Source organism: Saccharothrix ecbatanensis (assembly GCF_014205015.1).
In the GTDB taxonomy this organism is placed as follows: Bacteria; Actinomycetota; Actinomycetes; order Mycobacteriales; family Pseudonocardiaceae; genus Actinosynnema; species Actinosynnema ecbatanense.
This window is the reverse complement of the sequence record NZ_JACHMO010000001.1, coordinates 308,958-334,311: the sequence shown is the minus strand read 5'-3', so window position 1 is coordinate 334,311 and position 25,354 is coordinate 308,958. Positions and strand designations below refer to the sequence as shown.

The window sequence follows — 25,354 nt, the reverse complement described above, 5'->3', positions numbered from 1 at the left end:
CAGGCCGAGGTCTTCTGGCTACTAGCAGTTACTTCTTGCTCTCCTGCTGCACGGGCTCGACGTCTGCGGTCTCGTCCACCACGTCGTCGGCTTCGTCGACCTCGTCGGTCTCGGCGTCCACCACGACCTTCTCCCGGATCGCCTGGCGCAGCCACGTGGTGACCACACCGTCGGCGATCTCCAGGTCGATCGTGGAGTCGTCTTCGTTCACGTCCGCGACGGTCGCGTAAAGCCCCGAGGTCGTCATGACGCGGTCGCCCGGCTCCAAGGAGTTGAGCAACGCCTGCTGCTCGGCAGCCGCCCGCTTCTGCTTGCGGGCGCTGAGGAACAGCGGCACCGCGAGCAGCACGAGCAGCAGCGGGAACATCAAGGAGGACAGTTCCATCATTCTCCGATCAACCGGACGAGCGAACGCGATCAGCGTCCGGTACGCCCGAATTTCTGGGGTGCCGGTGCCGATTGTGCCAGGTCAGTAATCCCGATCACTCGGTGGCGTCGTCGAACAGCGATCGAGTGGCCTCACCCGGCGCCCCCGCGGGCGGCTGGAGTCCCAGGTGGAGCCAGGCGGTGGCGGTGGCCACCCGACCACGCGGGGTGCGCGCCAGCATCCCGGCCCGCACGAGGTAGGGCTCGCAGACCTCCTCCACCGTGGTGGGTTCCTCGCCCACCGCGACGGCGAGCGTGGAGACGCCGACCGGACCGCCGCCGAACGAGCGGACCAACGCGTCCAGGACCGCCCGGTCCAGTCGGTCGAGGCCGAGTTCGTCCACGTCGTAGACCTTCAGGGCGTCCCGCGCGACTTCGAGGGTGACGGCGCCGTCCGCGCGCACCTCCGCGTAGTCCCGAACGCGCCTGAGCAGCCTGTTCGCGATGCGGGGCGTGCCACGGGAGCGGCCGGCGATCTCCCGGCCGCCGTCCTCGCGCAGGTCGACGCCGAGGATCTTCGCCGAACGGCGGACGATCAGCTCCAGCTCCTCGGCGCTGTAGAACTCCATGTGCCCGGTGAAGCCGAACCGGTCGCGCAGCGGGCCGGTGAGCGCGCCGGAGCGGGTGGTCGCGCCGACCAGGGTGAACGGGGCGATGTCGAGCGGGATGCTGGTCGCGCCGGGACCCTTGCCGACGACCACGTCGACCCGGAAGTCCTCCATCGCCAGGTACAGCATCTCCTCGGCGGGCCGGGCCATCCGGTGGATCTCGTCGATGAACAGGACGTCGCCCTCGACCAGGTTGGACAGCATCGCGGCCAGGTCGCCGGCGCGTTCGAGAGCGGGACCGGAGGTGATCCGCAGGGACGCGCCCAGCTCGGCCGCGATGATCATGGCGAGGCTGGTCTTGCCCAGTCCGGGCGGGCCGGAGAGCAGCACGTGGTCCGGTGGCGAGCCGCGTTGCATGGCGCCTTGCAGGACGAGTTCGAGCTGTTCGCGGACCTTCGGCTGGCCGACGAACTCGTGCAGGTCCTTCGGGCGGAGGGTGGTCTCGACATCCCGCTCGGCCGGATCCGGCAGCGGGTTGAGGGTGTCGACCTCTTCTTCATAGCCCTCGAAGTTCACTGCGCCTCCGCGGGGATGAGCACGTCGGCGCGGTTCATCGCTTCCGACCCAGAGCTGCCAGGGAACGACGGAGGACTTCCGACGTGCCGAGCGTGCCGTCGTCCGCCAGCACCGCGTCCACGGCCTGTTCGGCCTGCTTGGCCGGGAAGCCGAGGCCGAGCAGCGCCTCCGTGACGTGGTTGCGCACCACCTGGCCGTTGTCGCCGCCGGCGCTGCCAGGCGTGGTCGGGAGCTGACCGACCTTGTCCCGCAACTCGATGATCAGCCGTTCGGCGCCCTTGCGGCCGATGCCGGGGACCTGTGTCAGCACGGTGATGTTGCCTTCGGCGAGCGCGGCGCGGAGCTTGTCCGGCTCCAGCACGGCCAGCGTCGCCAACGCCAATCGCGGCCCGATGCCGGACACCGTCTGCAGCAGCCCGAACAGCTCCCGGGCATCGGTGTCGGCGAAGCCGAACAGGGTCAGCGAGTCCTCGCGGACGACGAGCGCCGTGGCCAGCTGGGTCTCCTCGCCGCGGCGCAGCGTGGCCAGCGTGGCGGGGGTGGCCTGCACGGCGTAGCCGACGCCGCTCACCTCGACGACGACGTGGTCGAGCCCGATGGACAACACCTGCCCGCGCAGTGACGAGATCACTCGGGCTCACCTCCGGTTTTCGCGGCGGTCGACGGGGTCGACAGTCGGACACTGGCCTGCGCACTGGCCTGCGCCAGTCTCGCGCGGTGGGTGCGGGCGATCTCAGCCGCCCTCGCCTGCGCCTCCTCCAGGCGTGACCGCATGGGCGCGCGCCACAGGTGGCAGATGGCCAGGGCCAGGGCGTCGGCGGCGTCGGCGGGCTTGGGGGCGGTCTTGAGGCCGAGGAGTTTGGTGACCATTGTGGTCACCTGCGCCTTGTCCGCACGGCCGGAGCCGGTGACGGCGGCCTTGACCTCGCTGGGGGTGTGGAAGACGACCGGCAGGTCACGGCGTGCGGCCGACAGCGCCACCACGCCGCCCGCCTGCGCGGTGCCCATGGCGGTGCGGACGTTGTGCTGGCTGAACACGCGTTCGATGGCGACGACCTCCGGCCGGTAGCGGTCCAGCCACTCCTCGACCGCCTCGGACAGCCGGAGCAGCCGCACCGCCAAGTCCATGTCCGCGGGCGTGCGCACGACGTCCACGGCCACCGGCCGAACGGTCCGACCAGGACCGCCGTCGACCACCCCGAACCCGCACCGGGTCAAGCCGGGGTCGACTCCGAACACGCGCACGCTGGTCCCCTCAAACACCGCCGACGAACACCAGTTCGAACCTTAAGGGGTGGACCGGGAGCGGCCGCCCGTGACACGCGCGGGGTGGCGAACGCGGACCCCCGATCGACACAGTGTCACGGGCTGACTACAGTGGCTCGGTCAACTGATCGACTCCAGTCGCGGCCAAATGCGGGGTGCCAATGGCCCTGAGGCGGTTCGGCATCATCACCGGTGTCGTCTGCGCTCTGGTGGTCTGCATCGTCTGCCTCGCCGTGTCCGGGGTACTCGACCGGCCCACGTCGGTGGCGATCGACAAGTTCGCCCAGCTCATCGCCTCCGCCGCCGCGATGGTGTCGTACTGGCGGGCGGCACGGCGGCGTCAGGGCGTGGCCCGGCGCTGGCGGCTGTGGATGGCGGCGGCGATGGCCGGCCTGGTCGTCGGCCTGTGCGCGTGGATCTGGGGCCAGGTGTTCCTCGGGGTGGCGCTGCCCTCGTCCACGTTGGCGCCGCTGGGGTTCATGCTCGTGCCCGCGTTGACGCTGTGCGCGATCCTGGTGCTGGCGCACGGAGGTTCGGGCAAGCTGCCCGGCCACCGCAGCAAGCTCGTGGTCGCGCTGGACGGGCTGATCGTGGTCGGCTCGCTGTTCGTGCTCACGTGGGTGTCGCTGCTGGAGTCGATGGTCCGCGCCTGGGCCACGTCCGGGCCGGGTTTCGCCACCGTCGTGGCCCACCCGGCGGCGTACCTGGTGATGCTGGTCGTGCTGCTGGTGTCGTCGTGGACGCACCGCTCTGTGCGGCAGCTGCCGGTGCTGTTCATCGCGCTGGCGGGCATGGCGCAGTCCACGTCGGGGTGGGGGTTCGCGTACCTGGTGAGCAAGGGCACGACCGTCATGCCGACGGGCGTCGACATCGGGTTCATGGTGGCTCCGGCGCTGTTCTTCCTGAGTTCGATCGCCCCCGGCGGCGCCACGCGGGAACGGGTGGGCGCGGCCCGGCTGCGCGCGGGCGACCTGCTGCACCTGCTGGTGCCGTACCTGCCGATGCTCGTCACCGGCCTGTTCATCGTGGTGGGCACGGCGACCGGGGTGCGGCTGAACCCGCTGGAGATCTACGTCGGGCTGGGCGTGGTGCTGCTGGTGATCGCCCGCCAGCTGCTGACGCTGATCGACAACGTCCGGCTGCTGGAGCAGCTGCGGGACAGCCGCGAACGGCTGCGGCACCAGGCGTACCACGACCCGTTGACCGGGGTGGCGAACCGCGCGCTGTTCCGGGAACGGCTGGACGCGGCGCTGGCCGGCACGTCGCCGGTGGTGGTGCTGTTCATCGACGTGGACGGGTTCAAGGACGTCAACGACAACTTCGGCCACGCCGAGGGCGACGCGGTGCTGCGGATCGTGGCGTCCCGGTTGCAGGGCTGCGTGCGGTCGCAGGACGTGGTGGCGCGGTTGGGCGGCGACGAGTTCGGCGTGCTGGTGGACGGCTACCCGCAGCCACCGGAGGAGATCGGGCAGCGGGTGCTGGAGGCGATGAGCGAGCCGCACCGGACGGACAACGGGTCGCACCGGATCCGGGCGTCGATCGGGATCTCGCACCGCGAGGCGTTCGACCCGGCGTTGACGGCGGACGACTTACTGGGCACGGCGGACGCGGCGATGTACACGGCCAAGCGGCTGGGCAAGGGGATGGTCGTGGTGCACGGCTCGGTGGAAGCCGAGATGACGTGAACGGGGGCACGTGGTGAACGCCGAAGAGGCCATCGAGGCGCTGGGACTGGCCGAGCTGCCGGTGGAGGGCGGCTGGTGGGGCCAGTCGTGGCGTTCACCCGAGGTGTCCTCGATCTACTACCTGCTGCGGAAGGGCGAGTTCTCCGGCGTGCACAAGCTGGACCACGTGGAGATCTACGCCTACCACTGCGGCACGCCGTTGCGGATGCTGCTGCTGCACCCGGACGGCACGGTGACCACGCCGGTGCTGGGGCCGGACCTCGCGGCCGGGCAGCGACCGCAGGTGGTCGTGCCCGCCGGGGTGTGGCAGGCGAGCGAGCCGGACGGCGAGTGGTCGTTGGTCGGCACGGTGGTGGTGCCGCCGTACACCGATGACGTGGTCACGTTCGGCGCGGCCGGCACCCTCGCCCCCCTCTACCCCTCGCACGCCGACGCGATCCGCCGGCTCTGCCGCCTCTGAACCCCTGCGCAGAAGCCGGGCGCTGAACCGGCTCAGCCCATCGTCTTCTGACCGTCGATGGTCTCGCGGATGATGTCCGCGTGGCCGGAGTGCTGGGCGGTCTCGGCGATGATGTGCATGGCGGCCTTGCGGACGCTCCACGACGCGCCGGCCTCGAACCAGGGCGCCTGCGGCAGCGGGTAGGCGGTGTTCAGGTCCAGCTCCCCCAGCAGCCGCTCCGTCTTCGCGGCGGTCTCCTCGTAGTCCTTGAGCAGGCCTTCCAGCGTCTCGTCGGCGAGCATCCGGAAGCCGTTCTCCCAGTCCTGCTCGACGCTGCCCATCATCAGCTCGGCGCCGCCGACCGCGAACCGCATCCAGGCCTCTTCCACGGTGCGGACGTGCTTGATCAGCCCGCCGAGCGACAGTTTGCTCGCCGTGGGCGTGAGCCGCGCCTGCTCGTCGGTCAGGCCCTGCACGGTGAAGCGCAGGAAGCCTCGCGTCTTGGCCAGGACCTCCAGCAGGTCGGTCAACTCGGTCGAAGCGATCGCCGTGGTGGTCATATCGGTGTGTCCGCCTTCCGTTTTGGTGTTGACACCACGCTAAGCCTTAATGCGGACAGCTTCGGTCCTCGATTCCCATCCACGGTGAAAATTCCTTCTTCGACCTACGCTCGGCGGCGTGGACCTCCCCGTGATGCCACCCGTGCGGCCGATGCTCGCCAAGGCCGTCCACTCCGTGCCGCGCGAGCCCGGGCTGGTGTACGAGCCCAAGTGGGACGGCTTCCGCTGCGTCGTGTTCCGGGACGGCGCCGAACTGGAGCTCGGCTCGCGCAACGACCGGCCGTTGACGAGGTACTTCCCCGAAGTGGTCGAGGTGCTGCTGGCCGGGCTGCCGCCCCGGTGCGTGGTGGACGGGGAGATCGTCATCGTCACGCCGGACGGGCTGAGCTTCGACCTGTTGCAGTTGCGGCTGCACCCGGCCGCCTCACGGGTGCGCAAGCTCGCCGTCGACACGCCCGCCGGGTTCGTCGCGTTCGACCTGCTCGCCCTGGACGACCGGGACCTGACGACGACGCCGTTCGGTGAACGCCGCCGGCTGCTGGAGGGCGTGCTGCGGGACGTGCCCGGCCTCTACCTGACGCCCGCGACGGACGACCCGGACCAGGCCCAGGACTGGTTCACCCGGTTCGAGGGCGCCGGGTTCGACGGGGTGGTGGCCAAGCGCACCGACCTGCCGTACGAGCAGGACAAGCGGGTCATGTGGAAGGTGAAGCACGAGCGCACGGCCGACTGCGTGGTGGCCGGGTTCCGCCCGCACAAGGACGGCGAGGGCGTCGGTTCGCTGATGCTCGGCCTGTACGACGACGAAGGCGTGCTGCACAGCGTCGGCGTGGCCAGCAGCTTCACCGCCGCGCGCCGCCGTGAGCTGGTGGAGGAGCTGGCGCCGTACCGGGTGGACGCGCTGGTCCACCACCCGTGGGCGGAGTGGGCCGGGATCGACGCCACGACGCCGGGCGCGCAGAGCCGGTGGAACCCGACCAAGACGTTGTCGTGGGAGCCGGTGCGGCCGGAGTTGGTCGCCGAGGTGCGGTACGAGCACGTCCAGGGCCGGCGGTTCCGCCACACCAGCAGACTGGTCCGCTTCCGACCCGACCGGACGCCGGAGTCGTGCACCTACGCGCAGCTGGAAGAGGTCGCGCCGGCCGAGCTGATGGAAGTCTTCGACGTGAAGTAGTGCTCACGCGGCGGCCAGCAGAGCTTGGCCGTCGTCGGTCAGGTGGGCCGGGCCCGGCTGGGAGGCGATCAAGCCCTCCCGGACCAGTCGGGGTCCGAGGAACTGGTCGCAGCAGCAGATGCCGTCGACCAGGAGCGTGCCCGCGGCGTACACGCAACGGCCCGCCGCGACGGCGCGGAGCACGGCCCGGTCCCTCGGGGTGATGGTCGTGATGGTCGTGGTGTTCATGGCGCTCTCCCTCCGTGTGCGGGTGTCTCTACCCGTACGACGAAGACGAGCGCTCGGAATCGACACGTCCGCGGCGGAAAGCGCGGTGTACCGATTCCGAGCCCGTGACGTCAGTCGATCGCCTTGGCGGCCTGGCGGAAGGCGTCCACGAGTTGCGGCCACCGGCCGGCGCGGTCGCGGTTGATGGACAGCGGGGCGGGGTGGGGGGCGTTGAACACCTTCAACTTGTGGCCTCGGCCGGACAGCGTCCAGCCGGTGCCCGCGGGCCTGCCGAGCACGACGACCGCCTTCAGGTCGGTCAGCATCCGCAGCAGCTCCACCAGGTACGGCACCGCCGAACGCAGCTCGGCCGGCGTCGGCTCGCGGTTGGCCAGGTGCCAGGGCACCACGTTCCAGCTCAGGCACACCCGCCGGGACAGACCCGCCTCGGCCATCGCGCTGAAGCCGTTGGCCGCGGTCGGGTCGTCGTTGTCCAAGGAGTTGAGCCCGGATTTGGCCGACGCCGGCCCCGGTGACTCCAGCAGCAGGAGGACCTTCGAGCCGACGCCGCCGCTCGCCGGGTCGAACAGCGGCACGTCGGCTTTGCGCTCGGTGGCGATGCGTTGGGCGAACTCCGTCAACTTCGCCATGTGAGGCGCTTTGAGGAGGGCCATCTTCCGAGCGATGACCACGGGGTTGCGGTGGGCCCTCGGGGTGGAGGGGAAGACGTCCATGGTCCGCAAGCGTCCACGGACGGCAGACGTCCGGCCATCCGCCGTCCGGGCGGCAACGCGTGATTCAGCTGAACGGTGTGCGCGGCCGGTCTTCCCGGACGCCGTCGACGTACGTGTCGACCTTCTCGTTGTAGAACGCGACCAGTCCCGCGACCCGCCGGCTCTCCGGCAGGGGCGTGCGGTAGCCCCAGACGACGTTCTCGTGCACGTCGTCGCCGATCACCACGGACCAGTACTCGGCGGTGCCCTTGTACGGGCAACTGGTGCGGAGGTCGGTCGGGCGGAGCAGGTCCAGCCGGACGTCCGTCATCGGCAGGTAGTAGCGGGCCGGCAGACCGGTCTCGAACAGGATCACCGGGCGGTGCGAGTTCGCCACCTCGACGCCGCCGACCTCGACCCGGACGTGCCTGCTGCTCGGCAGCGCGTCGACCCGCGTGTACGGGTCGCGCGGGTGGACGTAGACCGGCTCGTCCTCCTCGAACCACTCGTCCATCGCGTCCCACTCCAGCCGGACCAGGTCGCGCAGCGGTTCGAGGGGCGACTCGGGGTAGCGCAGCGCCGCACCGGCCGCGCCGCCGGTCGTCGTCTTCACGTCGTGCACCTGACCGTCGCCCCGGCTCGGTGACCGCTTCACCTCACCAGTCGGCACCAAGGCGGCCCGGAAGTCCTCGGCCGGCAAGTAGTACGTGGGGTAATACGGCTTCTCCCACACCAACGCGGGCCGCGTCGTGTCCACCACCAACTCGCCCGCCAGATAGGCCCGAACCCGCTTGGCCCCGGCCTCCACCCGCACCCGTCCGCGTTCCGCAGCACTCATGGAACCGAAACTACGCCGAGTTCAGCGGACTGCACGGCCCGCTTCCAAGTGATCGACACCGCCGGCGTCCGCCTCGGCTACAGTGCCGGCCGTGACCCGCCACGCCGCCCGTTCGGCATCGGCAGCGGCGCTGGTGGCACTCGTCCTTGTGACGGGCTGTTCGACCGCGCCCGCCGGAACCGCCACCGCCCCACCGTCGTCCACGCGCACCATCCCGCCGTCCCTGCCGCCCGAGATGGCGGCGATGTGGGCCGAAAAGGTCGACAAGCCGAAGCAGACCGTCCCGGCCGAGGACCTGTGCGCGTTGCTGACCGCCATCGAGATCACCGAGGCCGTGGGGATCGAGGCGTTTGAAGGCATCGTGACCACGCCGACCAAGTGCTGGTGGCAGATCGGCAGCAGCACCGACGCCAAGGGCCTCCCGAATGCCGGTGTGGTGCTCCAGACGCCGAAGCCGGCCACGTGGCTGGGAGAGCCCACCGTCGTGGACGGGCGCCCCGCGCGCCGCAGGGGCCAAGGCGACATCTGCATGTTCAGGGTTCTCCTCCGGGAACCGGTCGAGGACGTGGACGACCGGCCCATGCTGGAGATGATGGTGGTCACCCGGAACGACGCCGAAGACCTCTGCGCGGCGGCGGAGTCCTTGACCCGGCTCGCCTTGGACCGGCTGCCCTCAGCCTGATCCGGTCGCGCCGAGTCGCGCCAGCTGCGCGGCCCGCTTCGAGGTGATCGACTCGGCCAGTTCGCGGGTCTCCTGATCCGCTCCGCTGTCCTGCTCGCCTCGCGCCAACAACGCCGACTGCTCCAAGTGTTCGCGCAGCTTCGCGGGCAGTCCGGACGGGTCCAGGCGCAGACCGGCGAGGTCCGCGTCCGAGACCAGACCGGGCATCTGGTGACCGGCGTGCACGTTCGCGTCCGGCAGGTCCGCACGGGTCCGTAACCCTTTCAGCGCAACCAGTTCCTGCTCGTGTGACGTCCGCAGGTCGGCCGTGAAGGTGGCGAGCGCGGGCGGTGCGAGGTCGAGGGCGGGCAGGAGCTGTTCGTTCATCGGGATCATCAGCTGGATCCACGCGGTGTCGGTGGTGTTGAACGGCGACGACGTCACGGGCTCCGGGGACGAAGGGGACGAGCACGCCACCAGGAGCAGCAGGGTGGCACCCCAGAGCGCCCGGAAGCGCCCTGGGGTGGCCGGAAATGTCCTCAACTCGGAATCCTCACCGCGGCAACCGGTAGTCCGTGCCGAGAGCGGCGCCCCGATGCGGCTTGTACTGGTCGTACCCGCGCGGATCGCACTGGAGGCCGCCGTTGACACAGTGGCTGACCAGCGCCTGGAGCGTGGGCCCGTCCCACGCGTTCATGAAGTCGTAGTGCCAGGTGTACCCACGGCCGCTGGCCAGCCGGACCCGCGACATGTCGCCGGACACGGGGAAGGCCATCTTGAACTCGATCATCGGCACGGGCACCGGGTGCGTGGACGGGCACACCAGCGTCGCCCGGTCCGGGTAGGCCATGTGCGACTTGTGGTCCGCCGAGTCGAGGTCACGCCCGTTCCAGCAGCTCGGGGCCTGGTAGCGGACGTTGAGCTGGGTGCCGGGCGGGCAGTACGACGGGAAGTCCCAGTTGTGCGAGCTGTTGCCGCACTCCCAGCCCTCGACGGCGCCGGGCGCGGTGCGGAACTGGTCCTGCGTCGCGGACGGGCTGCCGACCACGAACCGGATGCCGGCCGGGAACGACCGGACCTCCTGGTACTTCAGGATGCCGGACTTGTAGTAGATGACCTGGGGGAAGTTCGGCGGCACGAGCTGGTCGCCGTTGTAGAGCGACGGGAACCAGTACGCGGACTTGTCGTCCGGCGTCCGGCAGTTCGTCTGCCCGGCCTTGAGCGAGTCGGTGGTGCTGCGCGCGTCCGTGGAGTGGTTGCCCAGGAACGTGTGCATGTGGGACGCGCCCGGCAGCCCGGGGAAGACGATCGGGTCGTCGGGTCGGTGCGTGGTGACCGAGCAGTTGGCCTGGAACTCGTGGTGCGTGACCAGCTCATCGGCCTGCGCCGAGTGGGTGGAGACCGTTAAGGCGGTGGAAAGTAGGCCGACCGCCGCAGTAGCGGCCAGCGCGCGGAGTTTTCGGGACACCTTTGTCCTCCTGCCGACGTGGGAAGGCAGCTGGGAGAGCGCTCTCCCATCTGAGGTTGCCCGTTGGGCCACCCGAGTGTCAATAGGCACGTCATTGACAGATCCGTAGTCGGTTCGTAACACTTCGACTCGGGTTGAGAGAGCGCTCTCCCGCACCTCGATCCGACAATCCGGCAGGAGATGCCATGCACCGCCTCCGAACCGCCCGCTCGGTGTTCGCACCGCTCTTGGGGTTCGCCCTGGTCATAGGACTCGCGGTAGTCCCGGGCACGGCGACCGCGGCTCCCGAGCTGCTCTCCCAGGGCAAGCCCGCCACCGCGTCCTCGATCGAAGGCGCGGGCACACCCGCGTCGGCGGCCGTCGACGGCAACGGCGGCACCCGGTGGGCCAGCGCGTGGAGCGACCCGCAGTGGTTGCGGGTGGACCTGGGCGCCACGTCCACGCTGAGCCGCGTCGAACTGGACTGGGAAGCCGCGTACGGGACCTCGTTCCAGATCCAGGTCTCGGCCGACGGCACCACGTGGACTCCGGTCCACAGCACCACTTCCGGCACCGGCGGCCGGCAGGGCTTCGACGTCACCGGCTCCGGCCGGTACGTCCGCATGTACGGCACCCAGCGCGCCAACGGTTACGGCTACTCCCTGTGGGAGTTCCGCGTCTACGGCACGCAGGGCAACCCCCCGCCCGGCGACGGCGTGCGCGTCACCGGCTCGCACGGCAACTGGCAGCTCACCGTGGACGGGAAGCCGTGGACGGTGAAGGGCCTCACCTGGGGTCCGCCCGCCGCGGACGCGGCCCGGTACATGCCGGAACTGAAGTCCATGGGCGTCAACACCTTGCGCACGTGGGGCACCGACGGCTCGACCAAACCGCTGCTCGACGCGGCGGCGGCCAACGGCCTGAGGGTGATGAACGGCTTCTGGTTGCAGCCCGGCGGTGGCCCGGGTTCCGGCGGGTGCGTCAACTACGTCACCGACGCGACCTACAAGACCGACATGCTGAACACGATCCGGCAGTGGGTGACCACCTACAAGGACCACCCCGGCGTGCTCATGTGGAACGTCGGCAACGAGTCGATCCTGGGCCTCCAGAACTGCTACTCCGGCACGGAGTTGGAGAACCAGCGCGTCGCGTACGCCAAGTACGTCAACGAAGCCGCCCGCGCGATCCACGCCATCGACACCAACCACCCGGTGACGAACACCGACGCGTGGACCGGCGCCTGGACGTACCTGAAGGCGCACGCGCCCGACCTCGACCTGTACTCGGTGAACTCCTACGGCAACGTGTGCAAGGTCCGCCAGGACTGGATCGACGGCGGCCACACCAAGCCGTACATCCTCACCGAGGCCGGTCCGGCCGGTGAGTGGGAGGTGCCGAACGACGTCAACGGCGTGCCGAGCGAGCCGACCGACGTGCAGAAGCGGGACGGCTACACCCAGGCGTGGAACTGCATCACCGGGCACACCGGGGTGTCGTTCGGCGGCACGTTGTTCCACTACGGCACGGAGTACGACTTCGGCGCGGTGTGGTTCAACCTGACCCCGGCGGGCAAGAAGCGGCTGTCGTTCTACGCGGTGCAGCGGGCGTTCGGCGGCGCGACGCCGGCCAACACGCCGCCGGTGATCACCGGGATGAACCTGCCCACCAGCATCCCGGCGGGCGCGCAGCTGAACATCGACGTGGCCGCGAGCGACCCGAACGGCGACGCGATCACGTGGTCGGCGGCGTTCAACAGCAAGTACATCGACGAAAGCGGCGGTCTGGGCTTCACGCCCGTGCAGGTCAACGGGAACAGGCTCACCGTCACCGCGCCCGACCGGCTGGGCGTGTGGAAGGTGTACGTGATGGCCGAGGACGGCCGCGGCAACATCGGCATCGAGACCAAGTCGGTCCGGGTCGTGGCGCCGCAGCCGGCGGGCGTGAACGTGGCACAGGGCAAGGCGACCACTGCGTCGTCCTACCAGCAGGTGGGCGACGGCGCGCCGTTCCCGCCGGGCAACACCACGGACGGCAACGCGGCGACGCGCTGGGCCAGTGACTGGGCGGACCCGCAGTGGGTCCGGGTCGACTTGGGCGCGCCGACCACGTTCCACCACGTCCAGCTGGTGTGGGAGGGCGCTTACGGCCGGGCGTACGAGATCCAGGTGTCGGACGACGGGACCACGTGGCGGTCGGTGTACGGGACGGCGGCCGGCAACGGAGGCGTGGACTCGATCGACGTGACGGCCACCGCGCGGTACGTGCGGCTGCACGCCACCCAACGCGGCACGGGCTGGGGCTACTCGCTCTACGAGTTCGGCGTCTACCGGCGCTGAGGGGAAAAGCCGAGGGGCCGGAGGGAGAACAACCCTCCGGCCCCTCGGCCGTTCACTCAGCTGCCGCGGACGCGACGGATCGTGTCCCGGTACCACAGCGCGCTGCCCTTGAGCGTGCGGACCTGGGTCTCGTAGTCCACGTGCACCAGGCCGAACCGCTTGTCGTAGCCGTAGGACCACTCGAAGTTGTCCATCAGGGACCACGCGAAGTAGCCGCGGATGTCCGCGCCCTCGGTGCGAGCCTTGGCCACCGCCGCGATGTGCGAGTCCAGGTACGCGGTGCGGTCGTCGTCCCGCACGAACCCGTTCTCGTCGGCCTTGTCGTCGAACGCCGCGCCGTTCTCGGTGATGACCATCGGCACGCCGGGGTAGTCCAGGCCGATCTGCACCAGGAGCTTCGTGAACCCCTCGGGCACGATCTCCCAGTCCATCGCGGTCACCGGGCGGCCGTAACGCACCTCCCGGCAGACCGGCACGCCATCGGCGTCCTCGGTGTTGCCGTCCTCGTCCACGCCGGAGAACATCGAGCTGGAGTAGTAGTTCACCCCGAGCACCTCGATGGGCTGCTTGATGACCTCCAGGTCGCCCGCCTCGACGGGGATGGCAACCCCGCGCGCGGTCATGTCCTCGACGATGTCGGCCGGGTAGCGACCGTGCACCAACGGATCCAGGTAGATCCGCCGGGACAGGCCGTCCGCCCGACGTGCGGCGTCACGGTCGGCGTCGCTGTCGCTGGCCGGCGCGGCGTGGCCCATGTTCAGCGTGATGCCGAACTCCATGGGCTCGGTGGCCGCCTCGCGCATCCGCTGCGTGGCCAGGCCGTGGCCGAGGAGCAGGTGGTGCACGGCGTGGATGGCCGCCCCGAAGTCCTGCCGGCCGGGGGCTTGGCGGCCTTCGTAGTAGCCGAGCATCGCCGAGCACCACGGCTCGTTGAGCGTGGTCCAGTTGCGCACCCGGTCCGACAGGGCGTCGAACACGAGCATCGAGTAGTCGGCGAACCGGTAGGCGGTGTCGCGCACCGGCCAGCCGCCCGCGTCCTCCAGCTCCTGCGGCAGGTCCCAGTGGTAGAGCGTGACCCAGGGGTCGACGCCCTTGGCCAGCAGCTCGTCCACGAGCCGGTCGTAGAACGCCATGCCGGGCGCGTTGACCGGGCCCTTGCCGCCCGGCTGCACGCGCGGCCAGGCCACGGAGAACCGGTAGGTGTCCACGCCGAGCGAGCCGATCAGCGCGACGTCCTCGGGCATCCGGTGGTAGTGGTCGCACGCGACGTCACCGTTGTCGTCGTTGTGCACCATGCCGGGCGTGCGGCAGTAAGTGTCCCAGATGGACGGTCCGCGACCGTCTTCCTCGTGAGCCCCCTCGATCTGGTACGCGGAGGTCGCCACGCCCCAGCGGAACGAGGCGGGCAGGGTGTCGATCGCGGGGTCGTGCCCGACGATCGGCGCCGTGGTGTCCATTGATCTCCTCAGGAGGTCGGAACCCGTCGTGGTGGAAGGGTTCAGAGCCCGTCGTCGTGAACGGGGTGCAGCCAGCAGGCCACGGTGCGGTCGGCGGGCGCGTTCTCCCCGGCGTCGTGGCCGGGGTGGACGTCGCCGGGGGTGCCGAGCACCGGTACCTCCACACCGCAACGCTCCATTGCGTGCGGACAGCGTGGGTGGAACGCGCAGCCCGAAGGCATCGCGCGCAGGTCGGGCGGTGAGCCGGGGATGCCGGTCAGCTCGCGTTTCGGTCCGCGCAGCGCGGGGAACGAGTTCAGCAGGCCGTGGCTGTAGGGGTGCAGGGGGTCGCGGTAGAGGTCGGCCGAGGCAGCCTCCTCCACGATCCGGCCGCCGTACATGATCGCGATCCGGTCGGAGAACTCGACCAGCAGGGACAGGTCGTGCGTGATGAACACGACCGAGAAGCCCAGCCGTTCGCGGAGTTCGACCAGTTGGCGCAGGATCTGCCGCTGCACCACCACGTCCAGCGCGGTGGTCGGCTCGTCCATGATGACGACCTTCGGCTCCAGCGCCAGCGCCATGCCGATCATCACGCGTTGCCGCATGCCGCCGGACAGCTGGTGCGGGTAGCTGTCGAGCCGGTCGGCGGAGATGCCGACCAGCCGCAGCAGCTCGCGGGCGCGGGCCAGCCGGGACGCGGGCGTGCTGCGCGGGTCGTGCGCCTTGATCACGTCGGTGAGCTGGCTCGAGATCCGGTGCACCGGGTTGAGCGAGTTCATCGCGCCCTGGAACACGATCGCGGTCTCGGCCCAGCGGAACCTCCGCAGCTCCGGCAACGTCATCCGGAGCACGTCCACCGGGTCGCCGCCGTCGGGGTGGTAGAGCACCTCGCCGCTCGCGATCACCCCCGGCGGCGGGAGGAGCCTGGTCAGGCCGTACGCCAGCGTCGACTTGCCGCTGCCGCTCTCCCCCGCCAGGCCGAGCACTTCACCCCGGTGGAGGGTGAGGTCGACGTCGCGGACCGCGTGCACGGCCTCGTCGCCGAGGCCGTAGTCCACGTTCAGACCGCGGATCTCCAGCACCGCGTCGGTCATGATCCCTCCCTCCCGTTCGAGTTGCCCAGCACCGGCGTGAAGCCGACGCGCATCCGGACCGTGCGGCCGTCGGCGGTCTTGACGTTCGTCTTGCCGCCGCCGCGCAGCCGTGGGCTGACGAACTCGTCGATGCCGAAGTTCACCAGCGACAAGGCGGTGCCCAGCAGCGCGATGGCCAGCCCGGCGGGCACGAACCACCACCAGGCGCCCTGCGCGAGGGCCTGTTGGCTCTGCGCCCAGTAAAGGACGGTGCCCCAGTTCCAGTCGCCGCCCGCGCCGACGCCGATGAACGCCAGCGTGATCTCCAGCGTCACCGCGAAGATGACCGTGCCGACGAAGCCGGAGGCGATGACGGCGGTGAGGTTGGGCATGATCTCGAACAGGATGATCCGCCACGTCTTCTCGCCGGTGGCGCGCGCGGCCTCGATGTAGTCACGGCCGCGCAGCGACAGCGTCTGCGCTCTGAGCACGCGCGCGCCCCAGGCCCACGACGTGAGGCCGATGACCAGGGCGATGGTGAGCGTGCTCGTCTCCGGCAGCGTCGATGTGATGATGATCATCAGCGGCAGCGCCGGGAGGACCAGGAACACGTTGGACAGCGCGGACAGCAGCTCGCTGCCCGCTCCGGCCAGGTAGCCGGACGTGACGCCGACGAGGATCGACAGGATCGTCGCCACGACGCCCGCGATGAACCCGACCACCATCACGCTGCGGGTGCCGACCACGACCTGGCTGAAGATGTCCTGGCCGAGGTGGGTGGTGCCGAACCAGTGTTCGCCCGAAGGCCCATGGAGCAGGTCGTTGCCGCGCTCCGACGGGTCGTACGGCACGATCCACGGTCCGATGATCGCGAGCAGGGCGAAGAAGCCGAGGACCGCGAGGCCGATGGTGGCCTTGGGGTTGGCCACGAATCGCAGCCTGCGGCGCTTCACGGGCGCCGCGACCGGGGTGGTCGCCGCGGTGGAGGGAACTACGGTCACTGCTCAGCCCTCCCGTCGGGTGCGCGGGTCGAGCGCGAGGTAGGCCACGTCGGCGAGGAAGTTCGCCAGCAGCACGGACAACGTGATGATCAGGAACACGCCCTGCATGAGCGGGTAGTCCTTGGCGCCGACGGCCTGGAACAGCTGGAGGCCGAGCCCCGGGTAGGAGAACACGATCTCCACCAGCAGCGTGCCGCCGACGATGAAGCCGAGCGACAGCGCGAAACCGGAGACGTTGGGCAGCAGCGCGTTGCGCGCCGCGTAGCCCAGCATCACCCGGCGGTCGGACAGGCCCTTGGCGTGCGCGACGGTCACGTAGTCCTCGGAGGCCACCGTGACCATCATGTTGCGCATGGACAGGATCCAGCCCGCCATGGACGAGATGAGGATCGTGAACGCGGGCAGGATGCCGTGCCGCAGCACGCTGCCGATGAACTGCGGGTCCGGGTTGGGCACCAGACCGTTGTCGTACGCGCCCGAGGCCGGGAAGAAGCTGTCCGGCCCGGTCAGCAACGCGATCGCGATCAGGCCCAGCCAGAAGTACGGGATGGACGACACGAACGTGGTGACCGGGATCAGCGCGTCGGCCCAGGAGCCGCGCTTCCAGCCGATGCCCGTGCCCAGCGCCGTGCCGATGAGGAAGCCGAGGACGGTGGTGATGCCGACCAGGCCCAGCGTCCACGGCAGGCCGTCGCCGAGCACCTCCGACACCGGGGTGGGGAAGTGGGTGAACGACAGGCCGAGGTCGCCCCTGAACAGCTGGCCGAGGTAGCTGAAGTACTGCTCGACCAGGCTCGCGTCCTTGTCCAGCCCGAACAGCACGTACAGGGACTGCACGGCCTCGCTGGTCATCTGGCCGCGGGACCGGGTGATCAGCGCCTGCACCGGGTCGCCGGGGATGGCGCGCGGGATGAGGAAGTTGATGGTGACCGCGGCCCACGCCGTGAACAGGTAGAACGCGATCCGCTTGAGGAGGTAGCTCACAACGCCTCCTCGGGCTCGCGCAGCTTGGCCTTGTCCGCTTCGGACAGGCCGTCGCCGTACAGCCAGCACGCGGCGAAGTGCGCGGTGGAGTCGCCGTCACCGCTGTCGGCGGGGATCGCGAACCGGGGCGGCACCTTCTCGGCGCACACCTTCATCGCGTACGGGCAGCGCGGGTTGAACCGGCAGCCCTCCGGCGGGTTGATCAGGCTCGGCGGCTCGCCCGTGCCGCCGTCCTTCTCCTGCGCGGCGGGCCGGTCGGGGTCCGGCGCGGACTCGATGAGCAACTGCGTGTACGGGTGGGCGGGCCGCTGCGTCACGGCCTCGCTCTCGCCGCCCTCGACCACGCGCCCGGCGTACATCACGTACGTCTCGTCGGCGAAGTAGCGCGCCGACGCGATGTCGTGGGTGATGTAGAGGATCGCGAGGTGGAGGCGTTCCTTGAGGTCCTTCAACAGGTTCAGCACACCGAGCCGGATGGAGACGTCCAACATGGACACCGGCTCGTCGGCCAGCAGCACCTCGGGGTCGGCGCCGAGGGCCCGTGCGATGGCGACACGCTGGCGTTGCCCGCCGGACAGCTCGTGCGGGAACTTGTCGATGTACCGCTCGGGCGGGGTGAGCTGCACGCGGGTGAGCAGGTGGGTCAGCGCCGCTTCCTGCTCGGTCGCGGACTTGCCCGCGTTGCCGTGGATCTTCAACGCCCGGGTCAGGTGGTAGCGCACGGTGTGCACGGGGTTCAGCGAGGCGAACGGGTCCTGGAAGATCATCTGGACCCGCTTGCTGTACGCGCGGAACCTCTTGCCGCTGGCGGCGTCGGACACCGCCTCGCCGTGCAACTTGATCGTGCCGCCCGTCTGCGGGTAGAGCTGCGCCAGCAGCCGGGCCACGGTCGACTTGCCCGAACCGGACTCGCCGACCAGCGCGGTGACCCGGCCGCGGTGCAGCCTGAGCGTGACGTCCTCGACGGCGCGCACGGCGCGCACCTTGCGGGACAGCAGCTCACGCCCGCGTTTGCGGACCGGGAAGTGCTTGGTCAGGCCATCGGCCTCCAGGACCACATCAGTGGTCCCGGAGGCCGACGGTGCGGTGCTCGTCGTCATGCGGCGGGCTTCAGGTGCAGGACGACGTCGAGCGCGTTCTCCAGCGTGGGCTGGAGCGGGGCGTACTGGTTGGACTCGTCCGGCCAGCCGACCCAGTTCTTCGTGCTGTACTGGCCGCCCGCGTTGGCCGCGGACGTGATGGCGACCGGCATGTCCTTCACGAAGATCTGCTGGAGCTTGTGCATCGCAGCGGTGCGGGCGGCGTCGTCGGCGGCGTTGGCGTACTCGTTGAGCAGCGTGGTCGCCTCAGCGTTCTCGTAACGGCCGTAGTTGCCGTTGATGCCGCCCTCGCCGATCGGCTTGAACAGCGCGCCGTTCATGATGTTCTCGTAGATGTCGTACGGCGTCGGACCGTTGTTGGTCCAGTGCAGCGCGGCCTCGAAGTCACCGGTGTCGAGCGCCTTGCTCCAGGCGTCGGCGTTCGGCAGGTCGACCGTGGCCTCGATGCCGATCTTGGACACGTTGTCCTTGATGATCTCCAGGTTCGTCACGTAGTCCGACCAGCCGGACGGCACGGTCATCTTCAGCGTGACGGGCTTGCCGGACGGGTCCTTCAGCTTGTCGCCCTCGAACGTGAAGCCGGCGGCGGTCAGCTCCTTCTTCGCGGCCTCGACGTCGACCGTGACGATCTTGCTCTTGAACTCGGGCGCGATGTACGAGTCGCCGGCGGGGGTCGGGATGCCGGTGATGTTGTCGACCTTCGGGTAGAAGTACCCCGCCTCGCCCTGCATGAAGATGTCGTCGCGGTTGATCACCATGTTGACCGCGCGGCGCAGGGCCGCGTTGTCCCACGGCGCGACCTTCGTGTTGAACCACAGGCCGTGGATGCCGAGCACCGGCGGGAAGTAGAGCTTGTAGTGCTCGGGGTCCTTGGAGGTGTAGACGGCCTCGTAGTTCGGGATGAACACGAAGCTCCACTCGGACGCGCCGGTCGCCAGGGCCGTGGTCTGCGCGTTGTTGTCGCTGTAGGAGGTGTAGCGGACCTCCTTGACCTTCGGCAGCTCCTGCCAGTACGAGTCGCGCACGGCCAGGGTGACGGTCTGCGACGTGAACGACTTCAACGTGTACGGGCCGCTGCCGACGGGGGTCTTGATCGTGTCCGTGCTCGGGTTCGCGATCGTCGACCAGATGTGCTTGGGCACGATCAGCTGTTCGAGGATCTTCTTCTGGTTGACGAACTGCGACCTCGGGAAGCCGACGTCGACCTTGTTGCCCGACGCGGAGATCGTCTCGTAGGGCACGGAGTCGACGTTCAGACCCGGGTTCTTCTGCAGCAGCTCGAAGGTGAACGCCACGTCCTCGGCGGTCAGCGGCTTGCCGTCCGACCACGTCGCGCCGTCACGGATGGTCAGGCTCAACTTGTGGAAGTTGTCCGCCCACTCCCACTCGGTGGCCAGCCAGGGCTTGGGCTTCTCCGCGGGCTTGGTCTCGTTCACCATCGCCAGCGGCTCGAAGAGGAGCCGGCGGTAGCCGAGCGAGCTGGCCGCGGACGTGTTGAGGAACGGGTTGTTGTTCTCGGTCTGCGGACCGTTGGGCATGCCGACGTTCAGCACGCCTCCGGTGTCGCTGTTCGCGCCGGGGTTCGTGGACGAACAGGCGGCCGAGAACAGCAGTGCTGCCGCGACGGCGAGGGCGGACGTTCGCCTGAGTCGCATGGGTTCTCCTTGTCGGGCGGGGTGAGGGCGAGCGCTCTCATGGTGCCGTGTCGTGCTTGTCGTCGTGCTTGTCGTAAGTCCGGGCCGCGGGTGCCACGCGGCTTGGGACGCTGTTCGCGTCCTCGTGTCGTTGCAGACTCAACCCCGGTGAGCCAAGTCACGTCAATCACGAACAGGTTACAAACTTAGACTAATTTTAAGTCGCAAACTAAGGTCCGTGGCGTGGCACCGAAGCGCACCACCGTCCGCGACCTGCGCCGGCAGAACCGGTCGACCCTGCTGTCGACGCTGTTCTTCGACGGACCCTTGAGCAGGTACGAGCTGGCGAGCCGGTCCGGGTTGTCGGCAGCGACGGTGTCCACCGTGACCGGGGAGCTGGTGGACGACGGGCTCGTGGTCGAGGCCGGTTCGGTCGACTCGGACGGCGGCCGGCCGCGGGTGTTGTTGCGCGTCAACCCCGGCTTCGGGCACGTCATCGGGGTGGACGTCGGCGAGACGGGGATCAAGGTCGAGCTGTTCGACCTGGCGCTGACCCAGCTCGCCGCCCTTGATCACGCTCTCTCGCCCTCCTCCCCCGCCGCCGTGGCTTCGCTGATCGCGTCGTCGGTGCGGGACGTGGTCGCCGCGGCGGGCGTTCCGGCGTCGACGGTGCTCGGGGTCGGCATCGGCGTTCCGGGCACGGTCGAACAGGGTGCGACCGCGGTCGTGCACGCGCCGACGATCGGGTGGGACGGGGTTCGGCTGGAGGAGTTGGTGGCCGACGCGTCCGAGTCCGCGTGGCCGCTGTACGTGGAGAACGGGGCGAAGACGCAGGGGCAGGCCGAGATGTGGTTCGGCGCGGGGCGGGGGGCGAAGCACGTCGTCATAGCCCTCATCGGGTCCGGCGTCGGCGCCGCCGTCGTCACGGATGGCGGGGTGTACCGGGGCGCGACCAGTTCGGCCGGCGAGTGGGGCCACACCACCATCGTGTACGGCGGGCGGCCGTGCCGGTGTGGCGCTCTCGGGTGTCTGGAGGCCTACGTGGGGGCCGAGGGGATCCTCGACCGTTACCGGAAGGCTCGTGGGCGTGCGTTGGCGGGCATCGACGAGCAGTCGACCGTGGCCGCGCTGATCGGCGCCGCCGGCCGTTCGAAGACCGCTGCCCGTGTGCTCGAAGAGACCGCCGGCTACCTCGGCGCGGGGATCGCGAACCTGGTGAACCTGTTCAACCCGGAGCGGATCGTGCTCGGTGGCTGGGCGGGTCAGGCGTTGGGCGCCCACCAGCTGGACCGGATCGTCGCCGCCACCCGTGCGCACGCGTTGCGCCACCCGTACGAGCAGATCTCGATCGAACTGGGCCACTTGGGCCCGGACGCCGTCGCAGTAGGCGCCGCCACCCTCCCCGTAGCCGCCCTCCTCGACCGCGCCGCCGACCCCCGCAAACCCACCCTCCGCGCCGACATCGCCTGAACCCGGAACGTTGAACTCAGGGGTCCCGAACGTAGGACACGGTGGTCCTGAACGTACGACTCGCGCGTTCCGAACGTAGGACTCACGCGCGAGTCGAACGTCCAGCGCCCGCGTGTCGAACCTCCAGGACCCGTGAGTCCTACGTTCGCGTCCCGTGAGTCCTACGTTCAGGACCCCCGAGTTCAACGCTCAGGACGGTTGACAGGGCGGGTGGTTGGGCTGAGGCTGGACGGGAGAGCGCTCTCCAACGGTTAGGGGTCGTGGTGGACGGGTTGGACCTGGACGTGTTGGTCGGCAAGTTGGACGTGACGCGCAAAGTTCGGCTGCTGACCGGGGCGACGAGCTGGCGGACGCACGCCGAGCCGGACGTCGGGCTGCGGTCGATCGTGGTGTCCGACGGACCGATCGGCGTGCGCGGTCAGGGGTGGGACGAGCGCAGCACGTCGTTGGCGCTGCCCTCCCCCACCGCCCTGGCCGCCACCTGGGACGTCGAGTTGGTGGGCAGGCTCGGGCGGCTGCTGGCGGCCGAAGCACGGCGCAAGGGTGTCGACGTGCTGCTCGCGCCGACGCTCAACCTCCACCGGTCACCGTTCGCCGGACGGCACTTCGAGTGCTACTCGGAGGACCCGCTGTTGACCGCACGCATCGGCGCCGCCTACATCACCGGCGTCCAGAACGGCGGCGTCGCGGCCACCGCCAAGCACTACGTCGCCAACGACTCCGAGACCGAACGCATGACCCTGAACGCCGACGTGGACGAACGCACCCTGCACGAGGTCTACCTGGTGCCGTTCGAGGCCGCCGTCGAGGCCGGAGTGTGGGTCGTGATGTCCGCCTACAACGGCGTCAACGGCACCACCATGTCCGAAAGCCCGCTGCTCGAAGAGCCGCTGAAGGGCTCTTGGGGCTTCGACGGCCTGGTCGTCTCCGACTGGGGCGCGGTCCGCTCCACCGAAGCCTCCGCACGAGCCGCGCAAGACCTCGCCATGCCAGGCCCCGAGAGCCCGTGGAACGACCTCGAAAAGGCCGTCGTGAACGGCGACGTCCCGGAGAGCGCGCTCGACCTGAAGGTCCGACGGCTGTTGCGACTGGCCGCCAGGGTCGGCGCGCTCAACGGCGCCACAGCCGAAAGTCCCGAGGTCGAGGCGCCACTGGAGCTGTTGCGCGAAGCGGTCGCCGCGAGCACCGTCCTGCTGCGCAACGACGGCGCCCTTCCGCTGTCCCCCGGCGTGAAGGTCGCCGTCCTCGGCCCGAACGCTGCCACCGCCCGAATCCAGGGCGGTGGCAGCGCCGGCGTCTACCCCGAGTCGGTCGTGTCCTTTGTAGACGGGCTCGAAGAGGTCACCGAAGTCGTGCACACGGCCGGAGTGAGGTTGGCGGACCGACCCGCGCCGCTGACCACCGGCAACGCCCGCCACCCGCACCACGACGAGCCCGGCGTGCTGGTCCGACTGCTCGACGCCGACGGCGCGGAGTTGACCGCCGAACACCGGTTCCTCGGCCGGATCCTCGAAGTCCCGCTGGTCGACGGCGCGCACACGGTCGAGGTCCACGGCAAGCTCGCGGTGGACGTGGACGGCCGGTGGCGGCTCTCCGTCGCCGGGTTCGGCCGCCTCACGCTCGACGTGGACGGCGTCCGGGTGGTGGACGAGGACGTCCCGCTCGACACCGACGACCCGGCCGTCATCCACCTGACCCCGCCGTACCGGCACGCGGACGTGCGGCTCGAAGCGGGCACGACGGTCGACCTGGTCGCACGCCGTGAGCTGCGGAAGGACACCGGAACGGCGACCGTGCTCGCGGCCGACCCACCCCGGCTGAGCGAGGCCGACGAGCTGGCACTGGCCGTCGAACTGGCCCGCACCAGCGACGTCGCCGTGGTCGTCGTCGGCACCACCGACGAGATCGAGAGCGAGGGCTTCGACCGCACGTCCCTGGCCCTGCCCGGACGGCAGGACGAGTTGGTGCGCGCGGTCCGGGCGGTCAACGACAAGACGATCGTCGTGGTCAACTCCGGCGGCCCGGTCGAGCTGCCGTGGCGGGACGAGGTCGCCGCTGTGCTGCTGACGTGGTTCCCAGGCCAGGAGGCGGGCCACGGGCTGGCCGACGTGCTGTTCGGCGTCCGCGAGCCCGGCGGTCGACTGCCCACGACGTGGGCCGCTGCCCAACAAGACCTGCCCGTGTCGAACGTCGTGCCCAAGGACGGGGTGCTGCGCTACGACGAAGGCCTGCACATCGGCTACCGGGCCTGGCGCAGGGCGAACCAGGAGCCCGCGTACTGGTTCGGCCACGGCCTCGGCTACACGACCTGGGCGTACGAGCAGGTCACGGCCACCGCTGACGGCGTGAAGGTCCGGCTGCGCAACACCGGGGAACGGGCGGGACGCGAGGTCGTCCAGGTGTACGTAACGCGGCCCGAAAGCGAGATCGAACGGCCCGAACGCCACCTGGCGGGATGGGCCACGGCGACAGCCGCACCCGGTGAGACGGTCGAGGTCGACGTCGAGGTGCCGGAGCGGGCGTACCAGCACTGGACGCCCGAAGGGTGGGCGACCGAGCCCGGCGGGTTCACGCTGCTGATCGGGCCGTCCGCGGGCGACACGCCCCTCACGATGGGAGAGCGCTCTCCTCGCGTGGCAGAATAGGCCGCATGAGCAGACCGCCGACGACCCCGCCCACGTTGGAAGACGTGGCGCGGGTCGCCGGCGTGTCCAGGGCGACCGTCTCCCGGGTCGTCAACGGCACCCGGAACGTGGACGTCAAGATCCAGGAGCTGGTCCGCGCCGCCATCGACGAGACCGGGTACGCGCCCAACCGCGCCGCCAGGTCGTTGGTGACCAAGCGGGCCGGGACGATCGCGCTGGTGATGTCGGGCGCGGGCGATCCGGGCGAGGAGGACGCGTTCGCGGCACGCGTGCTGGCCGATCCGTTCTTCGGACGGGTCGCCGGCGGCGTGCTCGGCTTCCTCCGCCCGCGCGGCGTCCACCCGGTGCTGATGATCGCCGACACCGAGCGGGCCAGGGAGGACGTGCTCGCGTTCCTGCGGCAGGGCAGCGCGGACGGCGCGTTGCTCGTGTCCACCCACGCCGAGGACCCGTTGCCGGCAAGGCTCGTGGAGGCCAAGATCCCGGCGGTGCTGTTCGCCCGGCCCGCCCGTCCGGTCCCGATCAGCTACGTCGACCTGGACCACCAGGCCGGGGCGAGGCTCGCCGCCGACCGGTTGGTCGAGTCCGGCCGCACGCAGGTGGCGACGATCGCCGGACCGCTGGACGTGCCGGCGTCGCAGGACCGGTTGACCGGGTTCCGGGATGCCATGGCACGGCACGGTTTCCCGTACGTCCCGATCGCCGAGGGCGGCTTCACGTCCGAGAGCGGCGAGGCGGCGATGGAACGGCTGCTGGCCGAACACCCCGACATCGACGGCGTGTTCGCCGCGAACGACCTCATGGCGCAAGGGGCGTTGCTGGTGCTCCAGAAGCACGGTCGGCGCGTGCCGGACGACGTGGCGCTGGTGGGTTTCGACGACAGCAGCCCCGCGCTGGTGTGCCGCCCGCAGCTCACCACGGTGCGGCAACCGGTCGAAGACATGGCGGCCGAGATGGCCCGGTTGCTGATGGCGCACGTCGAAGAACCGGGACTACGCCCGAAATCCGTGATTTTCGAGCCCACTTTGACGTTGCGCGAGTCCGCTTGAAGCGGTTGACGACGTTGTCGTGATGCCGTCGTTGATGTTGTCGTTGACGTTGTCGTGACACGGGCGTTACGCTCCGAGAG

General features: G+C 69.9%; 24 protein-coding genes. 8 read left to right on the top strand and 16 right to left on the bottom strand.

From position 1 onward, the window contains the following. Nucleotides 1–28: 28 nt before the first annotated feature. The 4 genes from yajC to ruvC form a co-directional block, all read right to left on the bottom strand. On the bottom strand, nt 29–385 hold the full coding sequence (gene yajC, locus F4560_RS01515; protein WP_246478023.1) for a preprotein translocase subunit YajC: 357 nt from the start codon (nt 383–385) through the stop codon (nt 29–31). Between the two features lie 97 nt (nt 386–482). Continuing rightward, nucleotides 483–1,550 carry a Holliday junction branch migration DNA helicase RuvB gene (gene ruvB / locus F4560_RS01510; protein WP_184915155.1) on the bottom strand — a complete coding sequence of 356 codons (1,068 nt, stop codon included), beginning with the start codon at nt 1,548–1,550 and terminating at the stop codon, nt 483–485. Nucleotides 1,551–1,584: 34 nt separating this feature from the next. Further along, nucleotides 1,585–2,181 carry a Holliday junction branch migration protein RuvA gene (ruvA, locus tag F4560_RS01505; RefSeq protein ID WP_184915152.1) on the bottom strand — a complete coding sequence of 199 codons (597 nt, stop codon included), beginning with the start codon at nt 2,179–2,181 and terminating at the stop codon, nt 1,585–1,587. Beyond that, complete coding sequence (ruvC, locus tag F4560_RS01500) at nt 2,178–2,795, bottom strand: crossover junction endodeoxyribonuclease RuvC (RefSeq protein ID WP_184915149.1); 618 nt, start codon at nt 2,793–2,795, stop codon at nt 2,178–2,180. Before ruvC ends, ruvA begins: the two co-directional genes overlap by 4 nt. 182 nt (nt 2,796–2,977) lie before the next feature. On the opposite strand from ruvC, the gene F4560_RS01495 reads away from it, so the two are divergent. Together F4560_RS01495 and F4560_RS01490 are read left to right on the top strand one after the other, a co-directional pair. Then, entirely contained in the window at nt 2,978–4,501 is a 1,524-nt protein-coding gene (locus F4560_RS01495) for a GGDEF domain-containing protein (RefSeq protein ID WP_184915144.1), read from the top strand. A 10-nt stretch (nt 4,502–4,511) separates the two neighbouring features. Then, on the top strand, nt 4,512–4,961 hold the full coding sequence (locus tag F4560_RS01490) for a cupin domain-containing protein (protein ID WP_376775267.1): 450 nt from the start codon (nt 4,512–4,514) through the stop codon (nt 4,959–4,961). Nucleotides 4,962–4,993: 32 nt separating this feature from the next. Here F4560_RS01490 and F4560_RS01485 read toward each other — a convergent pair whose 3' ends face one another. Then, nucleotides 4,994–5,500, bottom strand: a complete 507-nt coding sequence (locus F4560_RS01485; RefSeq protein ID WP_184915139.1) for a DinB family protein — start codon at nt 5,498–5,500, stop codon at nt 4,994–4,996. Nucleotides 5,501–5,618: 118 nt separating this feature from the next. Between F4560_RS01485 and F4560_RS01480 the strand changes: the two genes are divergently transcribed. Then, on the top strand, nt 5,619–6,674 hold the full coding sequence (locus tag F4560_RS01480) for an ATP-dependent DNA ligase (protein ID WP_184915136.1): 1,056 nt from the start codon (nt 5,619–5,621) through the stop codon (nt 6,672–6,674). 3 nt (nt 6,675–6,677) lie between these two features. On the opposite strand, the gene F4560_RS01475 is transcribed toward F4560_RS01480, so the two are convergent. The 3 genes from F4560_RS01475 to F4560_RS01465 form a co-directional block, all read right to left on the bottom strand. Beyond that, nucleotides 6,678–6,902: a hypothetical protein gene (locus F4560_RS01475; protein ID WP_184915133.1), complete on the bottom strand. Its 225-nt coding sequence runs from the start codon at nt 6,900–6,902 to the stop codon at nt 6,678–6,680. A gap of 110 nt (nt 6,903–7,012) precedes the next feature. Then, nucleotides 7,013–7,531: a uracil-DNA glycosylase gene (locus F4560_RS01470; protein ID WP_184915130.1), complete on the bottom strand. Its 519-nt coding sequence runs from the start codon at nt 7,529–7,531 to the stop codon at nt 7,013–7,015. A gap of 148 nt (nt 7,532–7,679) precedes the next feature. Further along, nucleotides 7,680–8,432, bottom strand: coding sequence for a DUF427 domain-containing protein (locus F4560_RS01465; protein ID WP_184915127.1), 753 nt, complete (start codon nt 8,430–8,432; stop codon nt 7,680–7,682). A 91-nt stretch (nt 8,433–8,523) separates the two neighbouring features. Here F4560_RS01465 and F4560_RS01460 point away from each other — a divergent pair, with 91 nt between their 5' ends. Next, nucleotides 8,524–9,114, top strand: coding sequence for a DUF3558 domain-containing protein (locus tag F4560_RS01460; protein WP_184915124.1), 591 nt, complete (start codon nt 8,524–8,526; stop codon nt 9,112–9,114). Here F4560_RS01460 and F4560_RS01455 read toward each other — a convergent pair. Together F4560_RS01455 and F4560_RS01450 are read right to left on the bottom strand one after the other, a co-directional pair. Next, nucleotides 9,106–9,636 carry a DUF305 domain-containing protein gene (locus F4560_RS01455; protein ID WP_184915121.1) on the bottom strand — a complete coding sequence of 177 codons (531 nt, stop codon included), beginning with the start codon at nt 9,634–9,636 and terminating at the stop codon, nt 9,106–9,108. The two genes, F4560_RS01460 and F4560_RS01455, sit on opposite strands and share 9 nt — an antisense overlap. Before the next feature lie 10 nt (nt 9,637–9,646). Continuing rightward, complete coding sequence (locus tag F4560_RS01450; protein WP_184915118.1) at nt 9,647–10,561, bottom strand: DUF1996 domain-containing protein; 915 nt, start codon at nt 10,559–10,561, stop codon at nt 9,647–9,649. A gap of 185 nt (nt 10,562–10,746) precedes the next feature. On the opposite strand from F4560_RS01450, the gene F4560_RS01445 reads away from it, so the two are divergent. Beyond that, nucleotides 10,747–12,879, top strand: a complete 2,133-nt coding sequence (locus F4560_RS01445; RefSeq protein ID WP_184915116.1) for a discoidin domain-containing protein — start codon at nt 10,747–10,749, stop codon at nt 12,877–12,879. A gap of 56 nt (nt 12,880–12,935) precedes the next feature. Here F4560_RS01445 and F4560_RS01440 read toward each other — a convergent pair whose 3' ends face one another. The 6 genes from F4560_RS01440 to F4560_RS01415 are packed head-to-tail and all read right to left on the bottom strand — an operon-like array spanning nt 12,936 to nt 20,131. Next, nucleotides 12,936–14,336, bottom strand: coding sequence for a GH1 family beta-glucosidase (locus F4560_RS01440; protein WP_184915114.1), 1,401 nt, complete (start codon nt 14,334–14,336; stop codon nt 12,936–12,938). 41 nt (nt 14,337–14,377) lie between these two features. Continuing rightward, entirely contained in the window at nt 14,378–15,412 is a 1,035-nt protein-coding gene (locus F4560_RS01435; protein ID WP_184915112.1) for an ABC transporter ATP-binding protein, read from the bottom strand. Further along, nucleotides 15,409–16,392 (bottom strand): ABC transporter permease, encoded by a 984-nt coding sequence (locus tag F4560_RS01430; protein ID WP_184915110.1) that lies wholly within the window; start codon nt 16,390–16,392, stop codon nt 15,409–15,411. The genes F4560_RS01435 and F4560_RS01430 overlap by 4 nt, the downstream gene beginning before the upstream one ends. Nucleotides 16,393–16,395: 3 nt before the next feature. After that, a complete protein-coding gene (locus F4560_RS01425; RefSeq protein ID WP_184915108.1) occupies nt 16,396–17,376 on the bottom strand; it encodes an ABC transporter permease in 981 nt (326 codons plus the stop codon). Further along, nucleotides 17,373–18,476, bottom strand: coding sequence for an ABC transporter ATP-binding protein (locus F4560_RS46455; protein WP_184915105.1), 1,104 nt, complete (start codon nt 18,474–18,476; stop codon nt 17,373–17,375). The genes F4560_RS01425 and F4560_RS46455 overlap by 4 nt, the downstream gene beginning before the upstream one ends. Next, nucleotides 18,473–20,131 (bottom strand): ABC transporter substrate-binding protein, encoded by a 1,659-nt coding sequence (locus tag F4560_RS01415; RefSeq protein ID WP_184915102.1) that lies wholly within the window; start codon nt 20,129–20,131, stop codon nt 18,473–18,475. Before F4560_RS01415 ends, F4560_RS46455 begins: the two co-directional genes overlap by 4 nt. A gap of 222 nt (nt 20,132–20,353) precedes the next feature. On the opposite strand from F4560_RS01415, the gene F4560_RS01410 reads away from it, so the two are divergent. The 3 genes from F4560_RS01410 to F4560_RS01400 all read left to right on the top strand — a co-directional run bounded on the left by F4560_RS01410 (nt 20,354) and on the right by F4560_RS01400 (nt 25,274). Further along, nucleotides 20,354–21,580, top strand: coding sequence for an ROK family transcriptional regulator (locus F4560_RS01410; protein ID WP_184915099.1), 1,227 nt, complete (start codon nt 20,354–20,356; stop codon nt 21,578–21,580). A gap of 263 nt (nt 21,581–21,843) precedes the next feature. Further along, nucleotides 21,844–24,225, top strand: coding sequence for a glycoside hydrolase family 3 C-terminal domain-containing protein (locus F4560_RS01405; RefSeq protein ID WP_184915096.1), 2,382 nt, complete (start codon nt 21,844–21,846; stop codon nt 24,223–24,225). Nucleotides 24,226–24,230: 5 nt separating this feature from the next. Beyond that, a complete protein-coding gene (locus F4560_RS01400) occupies nt 24,231–25,274 on the top strand; it encodes a LacI family DNA-binding transcriptional regulator (protein WP_184915093.1) in 1,044 nt (347 codons plus the stop codon). Nucleotides 25,275–25,354 lie beyond the last annotated feature (80 nt).

Coding starts and splice junctions, on each gene's coding strand:
- yajC (WP_246478023.1), bottom strand. CDS start 385: ATGGAACTGTCCTCCTTGATGTTCCCGCTGCTGCTCGTGCTGCTCGCG.
- F4560_RS01495 (WP_184915144.1), top strand. CDS start 2,978: ATGGCCCTGAGGCGGTTCGGCATCATCACCGGTGTCGTCTGCGCTCTG.
- F4560_RS01485 (WP_184915139.1), bottom strand. CDS start 5,500: ATGACCACCACGGCGATCGCTTCGACCGAGTTGACCGACCTGCTGGAG.
- F4560_RS01475 (WP_184915133.1), bottom strand. CDS start 6,902: ATGAACACCACGACCATCACGACCATCACCCCGAGGGACCGGGCCGTG.
- F4560_RS01470 (WP_184915130.1), bottom strand. CDS start 7,531: ATGGCGAAGTTGACGGAGTTCGCCCAACGCATCGCCACCGAGCGCAAA.
- F4560_RS01465 (WP_184915127.1), bottom strand. CDS start 8,432: ATGAGTGCTGCGGAACGCGGACGGGTGCGGGTGGAGGCCGGGGCCAAG.
- F4560_RS01445 (WP_184915116.1), top strand. CDS start 10,747: ATGCACCGCCTCCGAACCGCCCGCTCGGTGTTCGCACCGCTCTTGGGG.
- F4560_RS01440 (WP_184915114.1), bottom strand. CDS start 14,336: ATGGACACCACGGCGCCGATCGTCGGGCACGACCCCGCGATCGACACC.
- F4560_RS01435 (WP_184915112.1), bottom strand. CDS start 15,412: ATGACCGACGCGGTGCTGGAGATCCGCGGTCTGAACGTGGACTACGGC.
- F4560_RS46455 (WP_184915105.1), bottom strand. CDS start 18,476: ATGACGACGAGCACCGCACCGTCGGCCTCCGGGACCACTGATGTGGTC.
- F4560_RS01415 (WP_184915102.1), bottom strand. CDS start 20,131: ATGCGACTCAGGCGAACGTCCGCCCTCGCCGTCGCGGCAGCACTGCTG.
- F4560_RS01400 (WP_184915093.1), top strand. CDS start 24,231: ATGAGCAGACCGCCGACGACCCCGCCCACGTTGGAAGACGTGGCGCGG.